Origin of the sequence: Nonomuraea rosea (assembly GCF_039539705.1) — a bacterium.
In the GTDB taxonomy this organism is placed as follows: domain Bacteria; phylum Actinomycetota; class Actinomycetes; order Streptosporangiales; family Streptosporangiaceae; genus Nonomuraea; species Nonomuraea rosea.
In genome coordinates this window covers 12,814-28,401 of sequence record NZ_BAABDQ010000050.1, presented here as the reverse complement: position 1 = coordinate 28,401, position 15,588 = coordinate 12,814, and the positions used below count along the sequence as shown (strand labels likewise).

Below are 15,588 nucleotides of genomic sequence, written 5' to 3'. Positions count from 1 at the left end.
GTGACCAGGCGTATTCCCCGCGTATTCCAGGGTGCTGCCGACGCGTGCAACGATCCAGCCTGACAAAGCCTCGTCAGAAGGAGGAGCATGAACCCGCTCAAAATGATCACCGCCGGCGTCGCCGCCGCGGTGGCGAGCGTCGTTTTCGCACCACCGGCCTTGGCGGCGAGCTTCCAACGGGACGTCGGAGACGGGATCGTCCGTTACGCCGACCCTGCCAACGAGCTGTGCGTCCGGGCGGATGACACCACGGGGACGGCCTGGGTCGAGGTGACCCTGACCCGCCCGGGTGTGATCGGAAAACCCCTTGTCATCAGAGACGACAACATCCGGCACCCGGGCGCCACCTGCGAAGTGCTCACCGCCTTCGAAGACGTCACCTACCGAGCCGACTACAAGAGCTACTGGAGCGGACGAGGCACCATCCTGCGCGGGACGTTCTCGTTCGGGACCTGACGCTCAGCCACTTCCCCCTGATAGCCAAGGATCTCCCATGAACAAAGGCATGAGGGTCGCCCTCGTGGCAACGGTCGCCGCAGGAACCATGCTCGTCGGAGCGCTGCCGGCCCACGCCGCCAATCGCGACGGCTGCCGCGGGCTCGTCTCCAGCATCTACAAGAGCGGCTCTGCCGTCGTCGCCTCGTACGTCGTCATCTGCAACCGGGTCCAGAACCGCATCATCGTCTCGGCGGACGTCAACCGCCACACCATCCCGTTGAGAACCGCGCGCAAGACGAAGACCTGCAACAACGCCACCAGGTGCAGCGTCCAGCCACGGATCTCCAATCCGGCCGGCCGGCAGTTGTTCTCCGGAGCGGTCTTCGCCGCGATCGCCAGGCGAGGTAGCTACATAGCAGGATGCGGGTACGTAGCAGGCCTGCTGACCGGGGGCCTGAGCCTGGACGGGCTCATGACTTGCAGGTCCTCGGACGAGTTCAACTGACCAGCTCACTCAAGGTGATACGAGCAACGAGGCGAGATCATCCCATCGGGTGATGAGCAACCCCAGAACGGCGCCGAAGACGCCGGCGATCGCGCTGAGAGCCGGATCGAAGGAGCCGTTCGCCAAGGATCCCGCCAGCCCGAGCAGAGCTATCACGACGAGAACCACATTACGGACCACGTGCGATAGGCCCAAGGGCGTCTGGGAGGCGCCGAAGCAGCGGCAGGCGACGGCGTTCCCCCTCCGTACGACCATGACGACAGCGACGGTGAGACACCCGAGCAGCCCGGCGGCGAGGATGAACGCCGCTGATCCGGCCCAGCGAAGCGGCACCGCGGCCAGCACGATGACACCGCCCTCGGCCGCCGCCGCACCCGCCGCGGCCACCGGGACCTTCGTGTCGCCGACCACCGCCATCGCCCTGAGCGACTCGGCGAATTCGCCCCAGGCCCTGCGGCTGGAGACCTTGCTCACCAGTGCGAGCGCGAACACCGTGAGCAGTAGCAGTCTGCTCGCCACATCGACGTACTGCATGATCACAACCTAGCCACGCGTACGCGCGGCCAGCAAGAGCACTCGGGTCCGGGTGCTTCGCGGAGATATCACCTACACGTGCGGAGGGGTTCGTTACGCTCGAAGATCATCGAGTAGGGGAGACCGTCGTGCCGATTCGGTGCCATCAAGCGGGTCACGGCCATTCCGGGCGACCCGATATCCCGGGACACCGTGTCCGCCTTGCGGACCGCGCCAGGCACCCACGTGCCGGCCGGCCACCTGGTCGTGCTGGGGACAACGCGGACCGCTCGCACGACTCTCGCCACTCCGGATATCTGGCGACGGACCGCCTGCTCGGCGTGGTGCTGCGCAAGGCCGGGTAGCCGTCACACGCGCAGGACGGTGACCTGGCGGCCGGACGGGGTGGCCGCCTGCTCGAAGCCGCCTCGTTCCTTCCAGGGCAGGGCCTCGGGGCGCCGGTCGAAGATCACCAGCGCGCCGGTGTGAAGGGTGAGGCGGTCCAGGTAGCGGTCGAGCTGGGCGAGGCCATCGGGCGTCGGGTCGGTTTCGCCTGCCCGCCAGACCTTCAGCTCCATGGCCTCCCGCTGCACCAGCCGCTCGCCTTCGGGGCTGGTGTAAGGCCAGCGGACCAGCACGTCCAGGCGCTTGGTGCCCGCGGCGTACTCCCGGTCGCACTGGCCGCCGCCGTTGACCAGCCGGTGCAGGAAGGCCATGAGGATGATCTGGCAGGCGGCCTCGTGGTAGCCCTCCTGGCAGATGAGTACTTCGCCGTGCTCGCGCCAGAACACGACGAACTCCCGCAGCAGGCGCGGCAGGTCGAACCGGCCGTCCGGAAGCACGAAGCTGTGCGGATCGGCCAGCACGAACCGCTCCGTACGCTGGCCCAGGATCCGTAGCAGGACCTCTCGATAGATCGGGTTGGCGATCTCGAGTTCCCTGGTCGCCCGGATGAGGCCCAGGTCGTGAACATAGGAGACGTCATCGTCGAATGAAGAGTCCGTGTCCGGCCACGTTCCTGCCAGGATCGGTTCGATCACCCGTTCCACCCGTGGTTCGCGCAGCCGCGCCACGAGGGAGTCCAGGTGGGTGGCCCGCTTCCGGATCAACCGTTCCTTGGCGTCCTCCACCTGTCCGGTGGTGATGGCGGCAGTCTCTCCTATCTGGAGGATGATCTCAAAGGCGAGGGCGTTGACCAACCATGGTTGTCCCTGCGTCAGCTCGAAGACCCGGTCCACCGCGTCCTTGGTGAACTCCTGGCCGGTCGCCTGGGTGTGCTGGTCGTACAGCTCGGCGATTTCGTCGGCGGTGAAGTCGCCCAGGCGTAGCGACTCGGTGACGATGTTGAACGGGCTGGCCGGGTTGGAACGGCCGAGTTCGCCGCCCGAGGCGACCTTGTAGTCGCGCAGGTCGCGCAGCCCGCACAGCACCATCGACGCGGGGAACGGATAGCCCTTCGATCGCCTGTTGTGACCGTCGCGGAGCTGGCTGAGGATGCTGACCAGGCTGTTGCCCTGCAGGGCGTCGATCTCGTCGAGGAACAGCACCACCCGGCGCGGACAGCGCCGGCACCACTCCCGCAGCGCCGCACCGAACCGGCTGCCCGGCGTGACCTGCGGCCAGGGATCCGGTGGCAGCAGCTCCTCAGGCCAGCTCGACAGGTCGGCGGCCTCGCGGAGGGAATCCAGCAGAAGCGACTCTGCCCACTCGACGTCGTCGCCGGCCGACTTGGCGCGCTCGCAGGAGAACGACAGGGCGGCGATGTCTCCCTCGGCGGTCAGGCCGGAGGCCAAGGCGTCCAGGACGGTCGTCTTCCCGGTCTGCCGGGGCGCGTGCAGCACGAAGTAGCGGTCCATCTCGATGAGCTCGCGCGCCTGGGGGAGCCGCTGCGTGGGGGGCAGCATGTAGTGGTGCTGGGGGCCGCACGGGCCGGTGGTGTTGAAGTATTTCGCTCGGGGTGGCCGCATGGTCACATTCTGCCACCGCTCCTGGTCGGCTGTCGGAGAAAGGCGCCTCCGTGCCCTGCCCGCGGGCAGGGCGGAACGGCCAGGCGACCTCGCCGTCACGGCGCAGGTCAGAGCATCGTGCGGTAGGTATGGGTGCCGGGATCGGCGGTCACGAGCCCTCCGGTCCCGGGCAGCCGCACGTCGGCCGTCGTGCCGGGCGGCACCTCGATGCGCAGCTCCAGCGCGCCTCCGGTGACGCGCCACGACGACAGGATCCGCCCGTACGGGCTGTGCAGCTCGGCCTCCGCCCAGCTCAGGCCGCCGCCCGGCTGGGGCGCGACGGCGAAGTGGCGGTAGCCCGGCCGCAGCGGGCGGATTCCGGCCACGTGGGTGTGCAGGAAGGAGATCACGGCGCCCTTGCTGTAATGGTTGAGCGAGCCCTGCACCGTGCCGTCGCCGCCGACGGCCTCCCAGTGCTCCCAGATCGTGGTCGCGCCCTGCTCGATCATGTGCAGCCAGGACGGGGCGGTGTCGCGCAGCAGCAGCTCGTACGCCACGTCCAGGTGACCGTTGCCGGCCAGCACCGGCAGCAGATGAGGGGTGGCCAGGAAGCCGGTCGTCAGATGGGTCCCGGCCCTGCGGACGAGCTCGGCCAGGCGCGCCGCCGCCAGGGACCGGTGCCCGGGCGGTACCAGGTCGAACGCGAGCGCCCGCACGTGCGTGGCCTGGTCGTCCACGGCCAGGCCGCCGTCCGGGCGGACGAACGCGTGCCGCCAGGCCGTCAGCGTCCCCGCGGCCAGCTCGTCCATGCGGGCGGCGTCGTCCTGGTGGCCGAGCAGCCGGGCGATGTCGGCCACCAGACGGGCGGAACGGTGCAGGTAGGCGGTGGCGACCACGCTGTGGTCGCGGTCGGGCGCCGGATGTCGCGGACCGTCCGGCTGGAGCCATTCGCCCCAGTGGAAGCCGGTGTCCCACAGGTAGCGGTCGTGGGGCCCGGGCACCCGGCCGGGGTGGCTGTGTTCCCGGGCGCGGGCGGCGCCGTACTCCACCCAGCGCAGCATCGCCGGGTAGAACTCGGCGAGGAGGTCGCGGTCGCCGTACGCGCGCCACATCTCCCACGGGACGTTCACCATCGCGTCACCCCAGCCCGCCGAGCCGGTCATGCCGGCCTCGGCCGGGCTGACGAGGAAGGGCGGCTGACCGGGGGAGTAGTTCGGGACGCGGCCGTCCGGCCACTGTTCTGCCGCCACGTCGCGCAGCCACTTCCAGGTGAAGCCCGCGACGTCGAAGAGAAACGCGGCGGCCGGCGCGAACAGCTGGTAGTCGCCGGTCCATCCGGCCCGTTCCCGCTGCGGGCAGTCGGTCGGGATGTCGCACGCGTTCCCGCGGAAGCTCCAGAGCGCCGCCTCGTGCAGCCGGTTCAGGCGCTCGTCGCCGCACCGGAACCAGCCGGTGCGGCGCAGGTCGGTGTGGACGACGACGCCGGCCACGTCGCCGGGCACCAAGCCACCCGGGTGGCCTTCCACCCGCACGTAGCGGAAGCCGTGGGTGGTGTGCCGGGGCTCGAAGGTCTCTCCGTCCAGGCCCGCCGCCGTCACCCGGTCCGTCTGGCCGGCCGGGAGCGGCGTGCGGGTGACGAAGTCGAAGGCACGCAGGTTCTCGGTGGTCACGTCGCCGTCAGGGGTGAGCGCCTCCCCATGGGTCAGCGTCAGCGTCGTGCCCGCCGGGCCGAGTCCGGTCAGCCGTAGCCGGCCGTTGATGTTCTGTCCCAGGTCGATCACCTGGACGCCGGGACGCACCGTGGTCACGCCGACCGGGCGCAGGGTCTCCACCGCCCGTACGGGCGGGGCGGGGGAGGCGACCAGCCGGGCCTGCCCCGGCTCGGCGATCGCCACGTCGCTCCAGACGCCGCCGCACGGTCCTGGCCGTGACCAGCCGGGCAGGTCCTCGCGCAGATCGACGCGCTGGCCGTCCATGAGGTCGGCGGACAGGATCGCGCCGGTGGCCCACCGCCAGTCCTGGCCCGTCCCGATCACCGTCCTGCTGCCGTCCGGGTGGTCGGCGACGAGCTGAACGAGCAGGGCGACCTCCTCGCCCCACTGATCGGGCAGCCGCAGGAAGCCGTGCCGGCCGCGGTACCAGCCGTCCGAGAGCACCGCGCCGAGCACGCCGGGTCCCTGCCCCAGCAGCGGTGTGACGTCGAAGGTCTGCACCTGCAGCCGCGTCCGGTACGAGGTGAACCCGGGCAGCAGCTCAAGGTCGCTCACCCGGCTGCCGTTGCAGTGGAGCTCGTACAGGCCGCGCGCGGTCGCGTGCGCGCGGGCCCTGACCACCGGCTTGTCCAGGGTGAACGTGGTACGCAGGAGGTAGGCGGGACGATCGCCGGGCCCGGGCGTCCGCGGATCGGCCGGGCTGATCCAGGCCGCGGTCCAGTCGTCCGGCTCCAGCAGGCCGGGCTCCCACCAGGACGACCGGGACCAGCCGCTCTCCCCGGCGTCCGTCCACACCTTGACCCGCCAGGTCACGCGCTGCCCCGACCGGGGGGACGGCCCTTCGTAGGGGACCAGGACGCTGGCCGCCGAGCTGATGGCGCCGGAGTCCCACCCGTCCGCCTGGATCCGGTACGCGAGCTGACGTGAACTGCCCGCCGGCAGCCACCACGACAGGCGTGGGCGCGGCGTGCCGATGCCGAGCGGCTCGTCGAGGTGCTCGACGCGAAGGTGGGTGGGTGCGGTCATGAGGGACTTTCTGCCTCGCGCCGGTGCGGTGCGCGCGCACCTGGACCTCCTGGCACGCTATCTGACCGTCCGAATGGGCAGGATCAGGGCCGCACCCAGCAGCCCCGCGACCGCCCCGAACAGGAACAACGCCGAGAAGTTCTGCGGGGCCGCCGCCGAGGCGCCGATCGAGAGGATCGCGGGAGCCATGGCCGGCAGGATCGAGGCCGGGAGGCTGCTGGCGAGGTTCATGATGCCGAGGTCCTTCGCCGGGTTGGCCGGGTCGGGCAGGATCTCCGTCACGAGCGCGATGTCGACCGCGAAGTAGACGCCCTGGCCGAGCCCGACGACGCCGATCGCGAACAGGAAGAAGGGGAAGGAGTTCGCGAAGGCGGCGAGCAGGAGGCCGACCCCGAAGATGAGCGCCGAGGCGATGACGAACGGCTTGCGCCGCCTGACCCGGTCGGAGATCTTGCTGGCGATCGGGGCGAAGACGAGGGCGGCGGCGGTGAGGACCAGCGTCGACAGGAAGACGGCCCCCGCGACCTCCGTGGGCGCGAAGCCCAGGACGTTCATCAGGTAGAAGACCTGGTACGCCTGGATCGCCGCCACGCCGAGGAAGACCAGGAAGCGGCTCAGCCAGGCCCAGCCGAAGCTGGGGCTGCGCGCGGGGTTCACCCAGAACGTGCCGAGCACCTCACCCCAGCCGAACGGCGGACGTTCGGCCGGCGACAGCTCCCTGTCCTTGAGCATGACCGCGAACAGGGCGCAGCCGAGCGCCGCGACCCCCGCCGGGAGCAGGATCATCGCCGCCAGATTCGGCGCGACCGACTGCGCGATGAACAGGCCCACGACCGCGCCGACCGGCAGGCTCAGCCCGATGACGGCCGAGGCCGGTCCCCGCCGCTCCGGCGCGAACTGGTCGGCGACGACCGCCGTGAGCGCGACGGTGGCCGAGCTGAACCCCACCGCCGTGACGATGCCCGCGGCCGTCAGCACCAGCGTGGTGTCACCCGCCAGCATGGTGAGCGCGCCGGCCGCGAACAGCAGCGCGCCCAGCAGCAGGTACGGCCGCCGCCGGCCAAGCCGGCCGGTGGTGCGGTCGCTGAGCCTGCCGAACACGGGGAACACGATGAGCGAGCACAAGGCGCTGATGCTGGTGACGATGGAGACCACGGTGGCGGCGTCATCCGGCGCGATCACGGTCGCCTTGATCGACAGCGTCAGGACGGCGGGCACGAGGTTGGCCATCGCGGCGCCGATCGCGGCGAGGCCGAGGAAGAGCAGGAAGCCGTGGCGCGGGTTGGGCCAGCCCTCCGGAGGAGTGCCGCGGTCGGCCGAGCCGAGGCCCGCCGGGTCCGGCAGACTCCCGCCCTGCAGGTCAGAGTTGCTCATCGTGGACACCTTTCGCCGAGCGGTCAGCCATCGGCGGCGATGGTTGCGAGGGCTTGTCGAAGGCCGCCGACCCGTTCCGCGCCTGGCTTGCCCGGAAGAATGACGCCGTGGCGCTGTACCGTTAAGCCGAGATGCCAATCAATGAAAGGCCCGGGTCATCACAATCCGGCCAACCTGATGTGCGGGCGACCCGGACGGCCTCCGCACCGGCGCGCGGACGCCGGCCCCCGCACGGCGAGCCCGTCGTGGACCGCGCCCTTTCCCTGCTCGCGGCGTTCGACGCCGATCACCGCGTACTGACGCTGGCCGAGCTGAGCCGCCGCAGCGCGATCCCGCTGAGCTCCGCCCTGCGTCTGGCGACGCGGCTGGTGAGCTGGGGCGCGCTCGAACGGGACGGCGCGGGCCGCTACTGCATCGGCCTCCGGCTGCTGGAGGTCGCCACGCTGGCGCCGCGCGGGCACGGGCTCCGCGAGCTCGCCCTGCCTTTCATGCACGACCTGGCCGAGGTCACCCGTCAGCATGTGCAGCTCGCCGTCCGTGACGGGATGCAGGCGATGCTCGTGGAGCGGCTGTCCGCCCGCCAGGCGGCGTCGGTGGAATATCGGACCGGCGGCCGGCTTCCCCTGCACTCGACCGGGGTCGGGCTGGTCCTGCTGGCCTTCGCGCCCCAGGAGGTCCAGGAGGAGCTGCTGGCCAAGCCGATCTACAGCGAGCCGGACAACCGGCTCATCCCCGCCGACACCCTCCGCCGCACCCTGGCCGACGTGCGGCTGAAGCGGCTGGCGGTGTTCCGCCGTGAGGACGAGTCCGAGACCATCGTCTCGATCGCCGCGCCGGTCTTCGGCCAGGACGAGACGGCGGTGGGCGTCCTGGGGGTCCTGGTGCCGAAGCGGGTCGCGCAGCCACGGCTGCTCGGACTGGCGGTGCAGACCGCCGCGCGGAGCATCTCGCGCGAACTGGGCGCGCGCCGTTCGTCCCATCTCTGAGCCGGCGGCATCGACAGTCCTGCCAATGAATGGCATGGCGATAGGTGACCGGCGTCACCCGCCGTCATGCTCAGGCCTGTGTCACGCATCGAACCACGGCTCATCCACGATGGCGTCGCCTTCCGTGACCTGGACGGCGACGGCGTGATGGCCCCGTACGAAGATCCGAACCGCCCGATCGAGCAGCGGGTGAGCGACCTGATCAGCCGGATGACGCCGGCCGAGAAGGCCGGGCTGATGTGCCACGCGCCGGTCGCGGCCCGGCCCGACGGCGGCCTGGCCGAGGAATCGGCGGGCCCGTTGCCCGTCGCTCCGACCACCCACGCCGTACGCGACCTGCACCTGCGCTGCCTGACCCTGATGGCGCCGGTCGCCGCCGGGCCCTTGGCCCGCTGGCACAACCGGCTGCAGGACCTGGCCGCGAACAGCCGGCTGGGCATCCCGGTGCTGGTCTCCTCGGATCCGCGCCACTCGGCGAATGAGAACCCGCTGACCTCGGTCCCCTCCGGCGGCTGTTCGCGCTGGCCGGAACCGCTCGGGTTCGGCGCGATCGGCGATGCGGAGCTGGTACGCGCGTTCGCGCGGGTCATCCGCGCGGAGTACGCCGCGGTGGGCATCCGGATGGCGATCCACCCGATGGCCGATCTGGCCAGCGAGCCGCGCTGGTGCCGCGCCGCCGGCACGTTCGGCGCCGACCCGGACGTGGTGGGCCGCCTGGCCGGCGCCTACGTCGAGGGGCTGCAGGGAGCGCGGCTCGGCCCCGGCTCCGTCGCCGGCATGGTCAAGCACTGGCCGGGCGCGGGCCCGCAGGCCGGCGGCGAGGACGCGCACTTCGCGAACGGCCGGGACCAGGTCTATCCGGCGGGGCTGTTCGAGCTGCACCGTGAGCAGTTCCGCCCGTCCCTGCGCGCGGGGGCCGCCGCCGTGATGCCGTACTACGGCCGCCCGGTGGGGGTGCCGGGGCTCAGCGAGGTCGGGTTCGCCTTCGACCGGGAGGTGGTGGCCGGGCTGCTGCGCCGCGACGAGGGCTACGACGGCGTCGTGTGCACCGACTTCGGCCTGCTCACCGCCGCCGTGCTGCCCGACGGCAGCGTGTGGCCGGCCCGTGCGTGGGGCGTGGAGCACCTCGACCGGGCCGGGCGCGCGCTGCTCCTGCTGGACGCCGGCGTCGACCAGCTCGGCGGGGAGTGGTGCCCTGAGGTGATCACCGAGCTGGTCGCCGCCGGCCGGGTCGGCGAGGCGCGGATCGACGAGTCGGTACGGCGCGTGCTGACCGTGCTGTTCCAGCTGGGCCTGTTCGAGGACCCGTACGTGGACGAGGAGCGCGCGGTGGCCACCGTGGGCCGGGCGGATTTCGCGGCGGCCGGCGCGGCGGCGCAGCGGCGGGCGATGACGCTGCTGAGCAACGACTCCCGCCTGCTGCCGCTCGCCTCCGGGATCCGGCTCTACGTCGAGGGCATCGACCCCGGCGCCGCCGCCGCGTACGCGACCGTGGTGAACCGGCCGGAGGACGCCGACGTCGCGCTGGTGCGCATCGGGGCCCCGTACGAGCCCCGGTCCGGGCTGCCGGAGGCGTTCTTCCACCAGGGCCGGCTCGACCTTCCCGACCGGCAGCGCGAGCACCTGTGCGCGCTGGCCGCCACCGTGCCGACCGTGATCGACGTCTTCCTCGACCGCCCCGCCGTCATCCCGGAGCTCGCCGCATGCGCCGCCGCGCTGGTCGCCGACTTCGGGGCCGGCGACGACGCCGTGCTCGACGTCGTGTTCGGGCACGCGCGCCCGGAGGGGCGGCTCCCGTTCGAGCTGCCCCGATCCATGGCCGCCGTCGAGGCCCATCCGGAGGACCTGCCGGGCGGCACCGCGGACCCGGTCTTCCCCCTCGGCCACGCCGCCGAGACGCACGCCTGGCATCCGCGCGGCGAAGGCGCCTGACGCCCGCCGCCTGGGCGTGGCATCCACGACCAGGCGGCGCTCGTACGGCCCTTGTTCGGCGCTCTCAAGCGCCGATCATGTTGTAGCCGCCGTCGGCGTTGAGATAGACGCCGGTCATGTGCGCGGCGTCGTCCGTGGCCAGGAACAGCGCGGTTCCGGCCAGCTCGGCCGGCCCGGGGACGCGGCTCATCGGGGTGCGGGAGATCAGCTCCTCGCGACGGCCGCTCTGCCAGTCGTGCCGGCTCAGCGTGGCCTCGGTCTCGATGAACCCGGGCGCGAAGGTGTTGACCCGCACCGTCGGGGCGAAGGCGGCGGCGTAGGACTTGGTGATGCCGAGGATGCCGTACTTGGCGGCGGCGTACTGCGGAGCGCGGGGGCTGCCGCGCACGATGACCGTGGAGCCGATGTTGATGATCGCACCGTGGCCCTGCTCCAGCATGCGTGAGCCGAGCTCGTGCGTGCACAGCATGGTGCCCTTCACGTCGACCGCGAGCACCCGGTCGATCGACTCCTCGGTGAGGTCGCGCCAGGACATCTGCTCCGGCGCCACGTCACCGACGTTGTTGACCAGCACGTCCAGGCCGCCGAAGCGGGTGAAGACCTCTCCGGCCATCCGGCGGATGTCGTCGTGCCGGCTGATGTCGGCCTGGACGGTGAACGCCGCACCGCCCAGCTCCTCGATCCTGGCGACGGTACGCTCTGCTCCGGCGGCCGAGGTGTTGTAGTGCACCGCCACCCGGGCGCCCTCCTGGGCGGCGCGGACGGCGATCTCGGCCCCGTAACCGGTGCCCGCGCCGGTCACCAGCACGCTCTTGCCGACGAAGCGCCGGGGGATGGACTGCTCTGACACGCGACGTTCTCCTGTCGTCATTGGAAGGTCTGGCGCAACTCGCCGATGCCCTCGATGCGGGTGACGAGCTCGTCGCCGGCGCTCAGGTAGCGGGGCGGGGTACGGCGGTTGCCGACGCCGGCCGGGGTGCCGGTGAAGATCAGGTCGCCCGGCAGCAACGGCACCACGGCCGAGATCCTGGCCACCAGCTCCGGCACCGGGAAGATCATCGACTTGGTGCGGTCGTGCTGGACCACCTCGCCGTTGAGCAGGCAGGTGATCTCCAGGTCGTCCGGGTCGGCCAGCTCGTCCGGCGTGACCAGGACCGGGCCGATCGGGCCGAAACCGGGGAAGGACTTGCCCAGGCTGAACTGGGCGGGCACGCCCCTGCTCTGGGTGACGCGTTCGGAGAGGTCCTGGCCCGCGGTGAGCGCGGCCACGTGCTCCCACGCGCGCTCCTCGCCGACGCGGTAGGCGTGGCGCCCGATCACCGCGACCAGCTCCGCCTCCCAGTCCACCTTGCCCTCGGGCAGCGTGACGGTGGAGCACGGCCCGGTCAGGCAGGCCGGGAACTTGGTGAACACCAGCGGATCGTCCGGCGGGGCGAAGCCGGCCTCGGCGGCGTGCGGCGGGTAGTTCAGGGCGACGGCGAACACCTGTCGCGGCACCGGCACCGGCGCCTGCCAGACGGCCTGGCCGAGCGGCAGGTCGAAGGCGTCGTCCGGCAGGCCGGCCGCCAGCTCCCGCAGCTCCGCCCACCGTTCGAGCAGCGCCATCGGCTCGCCGGGCAACCCGCGGCGGGCCACGTCCGCGGCCAGCTCGCCGCGGATCAGCACGGCCCGGCCGTCCAGGACGCCGGCCCTCACCAGTCCACCTTCTCCGGCACCGGGGTCCCGTGCCCCTGCTCCCAGCTCACGACGGGAGTGCGCAGCACGCCGAGCCGCTCGACCTCGGCCTCGATCACGTCGCCCGGCCTGAGGTAGAGGCTGGGATCGCCGCTGAAACCGGCCACGCCCTGGATGGTGCCGGTGGAGATCAGGTCGCCCGCGCTGTAGCCCTGCGGCGAGTGGTAGGCCACCAGGTGCGGGATCGACACCGACATGCGGCTGGTGTTGGACTTCTGCCGGACCCGGCCGTTGACCCGCAGCTCCATGTCGAGGTTCTGGGCGTCCGGGATCTCGTCCGCGGTGACGATGTACGGTCCGAGCGGGTTGAACGTGTCGATCGCCTTGCAGAAGGAGAACACGCCGGAGGCCATCTCCCTGCGCTGGATGTCGCGGGCGGTGATGTCGTTGTAGACCACGTAACCGGCGATGTGACAGGGGGCGTCGTCCACGCCGAAGAACTTGCCGGGCTTGCCGATCACGACCGCGATCTCCAGCTCGTAGTCCAGCTCGCCGGTCAGGTGCTCGGGGTAGATGACCGGCTCGTCCGGGCCCACGATGGCATCGACGTTCTGGAAGAACACGATGCCCTTGTGGATCGGGTGCGACCAGTCCACGCTCTTCGACTCGTCCTCGTGCTCGCGGAAGTTGCCCGAGGTGTGGAAGAACTTCTTCGGCACGATCGGGGCGCGCAGCCGTACGTCGTCCAGGCGCAGGCGTTCGCCGGTTTCCGGGGCGTGGCCGCCGCCTTCGAAGTACGCCCTGGTGGAGGGCACCCGCAACGGGATGACCAGGCGTTCTTCCAGCTCCAGCCGCCCTACGCGGCCGTCGTCAAAGGTGATCAGCTTCATGTTCCCTCTCCCTGAAGTGGCCGGTCCGGCTCCTGGCGCGGCGGCGCGGTCATACGAGCGTCCTGCCGCCGTCGACGTACAGCACCTGGCCGGTGATGAAGCAGGCCCGCCGCGACAGGAGGAACAGGACCGCGCCCACCACGTCCTCCGGCGTCCCCAGACGTCCCGCGGGGACCAGCCTGGTCATCTCCTCCCGCATCCCGGGTCTGGCCAGGTAGTCGCGGGTCAGCTCGGTCTCGGTGTAGCCGGGCGCCACCGCGTTGACGGTCACCTGGTCGGCCGCCCACTCCCTGGCCATCACCTTGACCAGCTGGTCCAGGCCGCCCTTGCTGGCCGCATAGGGGCCGTGGTGGAGATGCGCGAGCTGCGAGGAGACCGAGGAGAAGAAGACCATGCTGCCCCGGCCGGCCTCCCGCATCAGCCGGCCGGCGGCCCGCCCGGCCCAGAAGGCGGTGGACAGGTTCAGGGTGACGATGCGGTCCCACACCTCGTCGGGGGTGTCGACCACGGGCCGCCGGTCGTTGACCCCGACGGCGTGCACGAGCACGTCGAGCCCGCCGAGCTCGGCGGCGGCGCTCGTCACCGCCGCCTCGCACGCCGCGGCGGCGGCCAGGTCGGCGCGGATGACGCGGATGCCGGCGGCGCCGAGGTGCGGGTCGGCCTGCAGCTCCTTCAGCCTGGCCGCGTCCACGTCCACGACGGTCACGGCCGCCCCCGCCTGCGCGAGGCCCTTGGCGCAGGCGGCGCCGAGGCCGCCCGCACCCATGACGAGCGCCTTGCGCCCGCTCAGACCGAGCCAATCCATGACCGGCCTCCAAGTTCATCCAGCGAAAGTCGATTTCATCCTGACGGATGCTAGCCATGCGCCGATGCGGATGTCCATGTCCGGCGGCCCCTCTCCCTATGTCAATCTCTCCTTTCACGTGCTCGGACCTTCCAGGGCTTCGGGTTGGCGGACGTATGTAAAGATTGACATAGGTCCTGTGGCCCCGGAGCGCGAAAGACGGTCGGATGTCCCTGAAATACGCCCTGCTGGGATTCCTCAGCACCGAGCCGACCTCCGGCTACGATCTCGCGCGCGAGTTCGGCGAGTCGCTGGGGTGGTTCTGGTACGCCTCGCACACCCAGATCTATCCGGAGTTGCGGCGGCTGGAGAGCGAGGGGCTCGTGACCAGCAGCATGACCGACGACAATCCGGGCAAGCCGAAGCGGACCTACCAGCTCACCGAGCGGGGGGCCGCCGAGTTGCGGGAGTGGCTGGCGCAGCCGGTGGACTACCCGCCCGTCCGCGACGCCGAACGGGTCAAGCTGATGTTCCTCGACACCGCCCCGGTGGAAGTGATCCGCGAGCACCTGAGCACGCACCGCCGGCACCACGAGGACCTGCTGGCCGTCTACCTCCGGCAACTGCGCGAACTGCGGCGCGGGGTCTTCCCCCGGCTGGTCAAGCGGCTGGCCCGCCGCCCGCGCAGCGAGCACGGGCTCATCACCGGGCTCAAGGTGCTGGCCATGCAGGGCAACATCGCCCGCGCCAGGGCGGAGATCGCCTGGGCCGAGGACGCTCTGGCCTGGCTCGAGAGCGAGGAGGATCCGCGGTGAGAACGGCCGATCCGCTGGCCGGCGGCGCTCATGATAGTCTCGCGCCTCGAACATGGGTTTCACAGGTAGGGCGTGAGAGAGCGAGGCGTGTGGCATGCCCGCCAGACGGAGGCCGGCCCAGACCGCCGCGCCGGCCGAGTCCGCTCCCCGGCCCGAATACCGCATCGAGGCGCTGGCCAAGGGCCTCAGGCTGCTGGCGCTGTTCACCGAGCAGCACCCGGCCTGGCGCGTCAGCGACATGGCCGCCGCCACCGGCGTCCCGCTCCCGACGGTCTACCGGATGGTCATGACGCTGACGGCGGAGGGCTATCTCGTCCACCTGCCGAACGGCGACTACCGGCCCGGGGTCCGCGTGCTCACGCTGGGCAGCGCCGCGCTGCGCAGCATGGACCTCGTCGAGCTCGCGACCCCGGAGCTGAAGGCGCTGGCCGAGGCCACGGGGGAGACCGTCAACCTGTGCGTGCTCACGGGAGACCGGGTGCTCTACCTGGTCCGGATCCGGAACTCCGACCTGGTGACCGCGAACATCCAGGTCGGCTCGACGCTTCCGGCGGTGTTCACCTCGATCGGCAAGCTGCTGCTGGCCCATCTGAGCGACGACGAGCTCGCGACCCGCGTCACCGCCGGGTCCTTCCTGCCGCCGCACGGCCCCAACGCCAAGCTGTCCCTGGACGAGCTCCGCGACGAGCTCGCCGCCATCCGCAAGGACGGCAGTGCCGTCCAGGACGAGGAGCTCGCCTTCGGGCTGCGCTCGATCGCCGTTCCCGTGCGTGACGCCTCGGGCCGGGTGATCGCCGGCCTGAACGTCGCGGTGCAGGCCCGTGACTGGTCGGCACAGCGGCTCATCAGGGAGCTTCGCCCGCAGGCGGCGCGTACGGCTCAAGAGATCTCCACCCTGCTCGGCTGCTCCCCGGAGTGACCCTGCCGCACCGGCGGGCATTGACAGCCGGCCGGATCCACGGCCACTCTTTCTCGAGAGTGCTTAACAAAACC

At 71.3% G+C, this 15,588-nt stretch carries 14 protein-coding genes; 6 read left to right on the top strand and 8 right to left on the bottom strand.

What is annotated here, in order from left to right; all coding sequences use genetic code 11:
* Positions 1-87 precede the first annotated feature (87 nt).
* Positions 88-456, top strand: a complete 369-nt coding sequence (locus ABEA43_RS58515) for a hypothetical protein (protein ID WP_345576545.1) — start codon at positions 88-90, stop codon at positions 454-456.
* A 37-nt stretch (positions 457-493) separates the two neighbouring features.
* The gene (locus ABEA43_RS58510; protein WP_345576543.1) at positions 494-943 is read left to right on the top strand and encodes a hypothetical protein; all 450 of its coding nucleotides are present in this window, start codon (positions 494-496) and stop codon (positions 941-943) included.
* 9 nt (positions 944-952) lie between these two features.
* Here ABEA43_RS58510 and ABEA43_RS58505 read toward each other — a convergent pair whose 3' ends face one another.
* The 4 genes from ABEA43_RS58505 to ABEA43_RS58490 form a co-directional block, all read right to left on the bottom strand.
* Positions 953-1,477 (bottom strand): MauE/DoxX family redox-associated membrane protein, encoded by a 525-nt coding sequence (locus ABEA43_RS58505; RefSeq protein WP_345576541.1) that lies wholly within the window; start codon positions 1,475-1,477, stop codon positions 953-955.
* Positions 1,478-1,824: 347 nt separating this feature from the next.
* The gene (locus ABEA43_RS58500; RefSeq protein WP_345576539.1) at positions 1,825-3,423 is read right to left on the bottom strand and encodes an ATP-binding protein; all 1,599 of its coding nucleotides are present in this window, start codon (positions 3,421-3,423) and stop codon (positions 1,825-1,827) included.
* A gap of 107 nt (positions 3,424-3,530) precedes the next feature.
* Entirely contained in the window at positions 3,531-6,140 is a 2,610-nt protein-coding gene (locus tag ABEA43_RS58495) for a family 78 glycoside hydrolase catalytic domain (RefSeq protein ID WP_345576537.1), read from the bottom strand.
* A 57-nt stretch (positions 6,141-6,197) separates the two neighbouring features.
* Positions 6,198-7,514: an MFS transporter gene (locus ABEA43_RS58490; RefSeq protein ID WP_345576535.1), complete on the bottom strand. Its 1,317-nt coding sequence runs from the start codon at positions 7,512-7,514 to the stop codon at positions 6,198-6,200.
* A gap of 245 nt (positions 7,515-7,759) precedes the next feature.
* Here ABEA43_RS58490 and ABEA43_RS58485 point away from each other — a divergent pair, with 245 nt between their 5' ends.
* Together ABEA43_RS58485 and ABEA43_RS58480 are read left to right on the top strand one after the other, a co-directional pair.
* The gene (locus ABEA43_RS58485) at positions 7,760-8,500 is read left to right on the top strand and encodes an IclR family transcriptional regulator (protein WP_345576533.1); all 741 of its coding nucleotides are present in this window, start codon (positions 7,760-7,762) and stop codon (positions 8,498-8,500) included.
* A gap of 78 nt (positions 8,501-8,578) precedes the next feature.
* Positions 8,579-10,432 (top strand): glycoside hydrolase family 3 protein, encoded by a 1,854-nt coding sequence (locus tag ABEA43_RS58480; RefSeq protein ID WP_345576531.1) that lies wholly within the window; start codon positions 8,579-8,581, stop codon positions 10,430-10,432.
* Positions 10,433-10,496: 64 nt separating this feature from the next.
* Here ABEA43_RS58480 and ABEA43_RS58475 read toward each other — a convergent pair whose 3' ends face one another.
* From ABEA43_RS58475 to ABEA43_RS58460, 4 genes are read right to left on the bottom strand one after another with little or no spacing between them, the layout of a single operon-like run.
* The gene (locus tag ABEA43_RS58475) at positions 10,497-11,282 is read right to left on the bottom strand and encodes an SDR family NAD(P)-dependent oxidoreductase (RefSeq protein ID WP_345576529.1); all 786 of its coding nucleotides are present in this window, start codon (positions 11,280-11,282) and stop codon (positions 10,497-10,499) included.
* 17 nt (positions 11,283-11,299) lie between these two features.
* Positions 11,300-12,127, bottom strand: a complete 828-nt coding sequence (locus ABEA43_RS58470) for a fumarylacetoacetate hydrolase family protein (protein ID WP_345576527.1) — start codon at positions 12,125-12,127, stop codon at positions 11,300-11,302.
* The gene (locus tag ABEA43_RS58465) at positions 12,124-12,996 is read right to left on the bottom strand and encodes a fumarylacetoacetate hydrolase family protein (RefSeq protein ID WP_345576525.1); all 873 of its coding nucleotides are present in this window, start codon (positions 12,994-12,996) and stop codon (positions 12,124-12,126) included. The genes ABEA43_RS58470 and ABEA43_RS58465 overlap by 4 nt, the downstream gene beginning before the upstream one ends.
* A gap of 49 nt (positions 12,997-13,045) precedes the next feature.
* The gene (locus ABEA43_RS58460) at positions 13,046-13,801 is read right to left on the bottom strand and encodes an SDR family NAD(P)-dependent oxidoreductase (protein ID WP_345576523.1); all 756 of its coding nucleotides are present in this window, start codon (positions 13,799-13,801) and stop codon (positions 13,046-13,048) included.
* 206 nt (positions 13,802-14,007) lie between these two features.
* Between ABEA43_RS58460 and ABEA43_RS58455 the strand changes: the two genes are divergently transcribed.
* Positions 14,008-14,595 carry a PadR family transcriptional regulator gene (locus ABEA43_RS58455; protein WP_345576521.1) on the top strand — a complete coding sequence of 196 codons (588 nt, stop codon included), beginning with the start codon at positions 14,008-14,010 and terminating at the stop codon, positions 14,593-14,595.
* Between the two features lie 94 nt (positions 14,596-14,689).
* Complete coding sequence (locus ABEA43_RS58450) at positions 14,690-15,514, top strand: IclR family transcriptional regulator (protein ID WP_345576519.1); 825 nt, start codon at positions 14,690-14,692, stop codon at positions 15,512-15,514.
* The last annotated feature ends 74 nt before the right edge of the window (positions 15,515-15,588 follow it).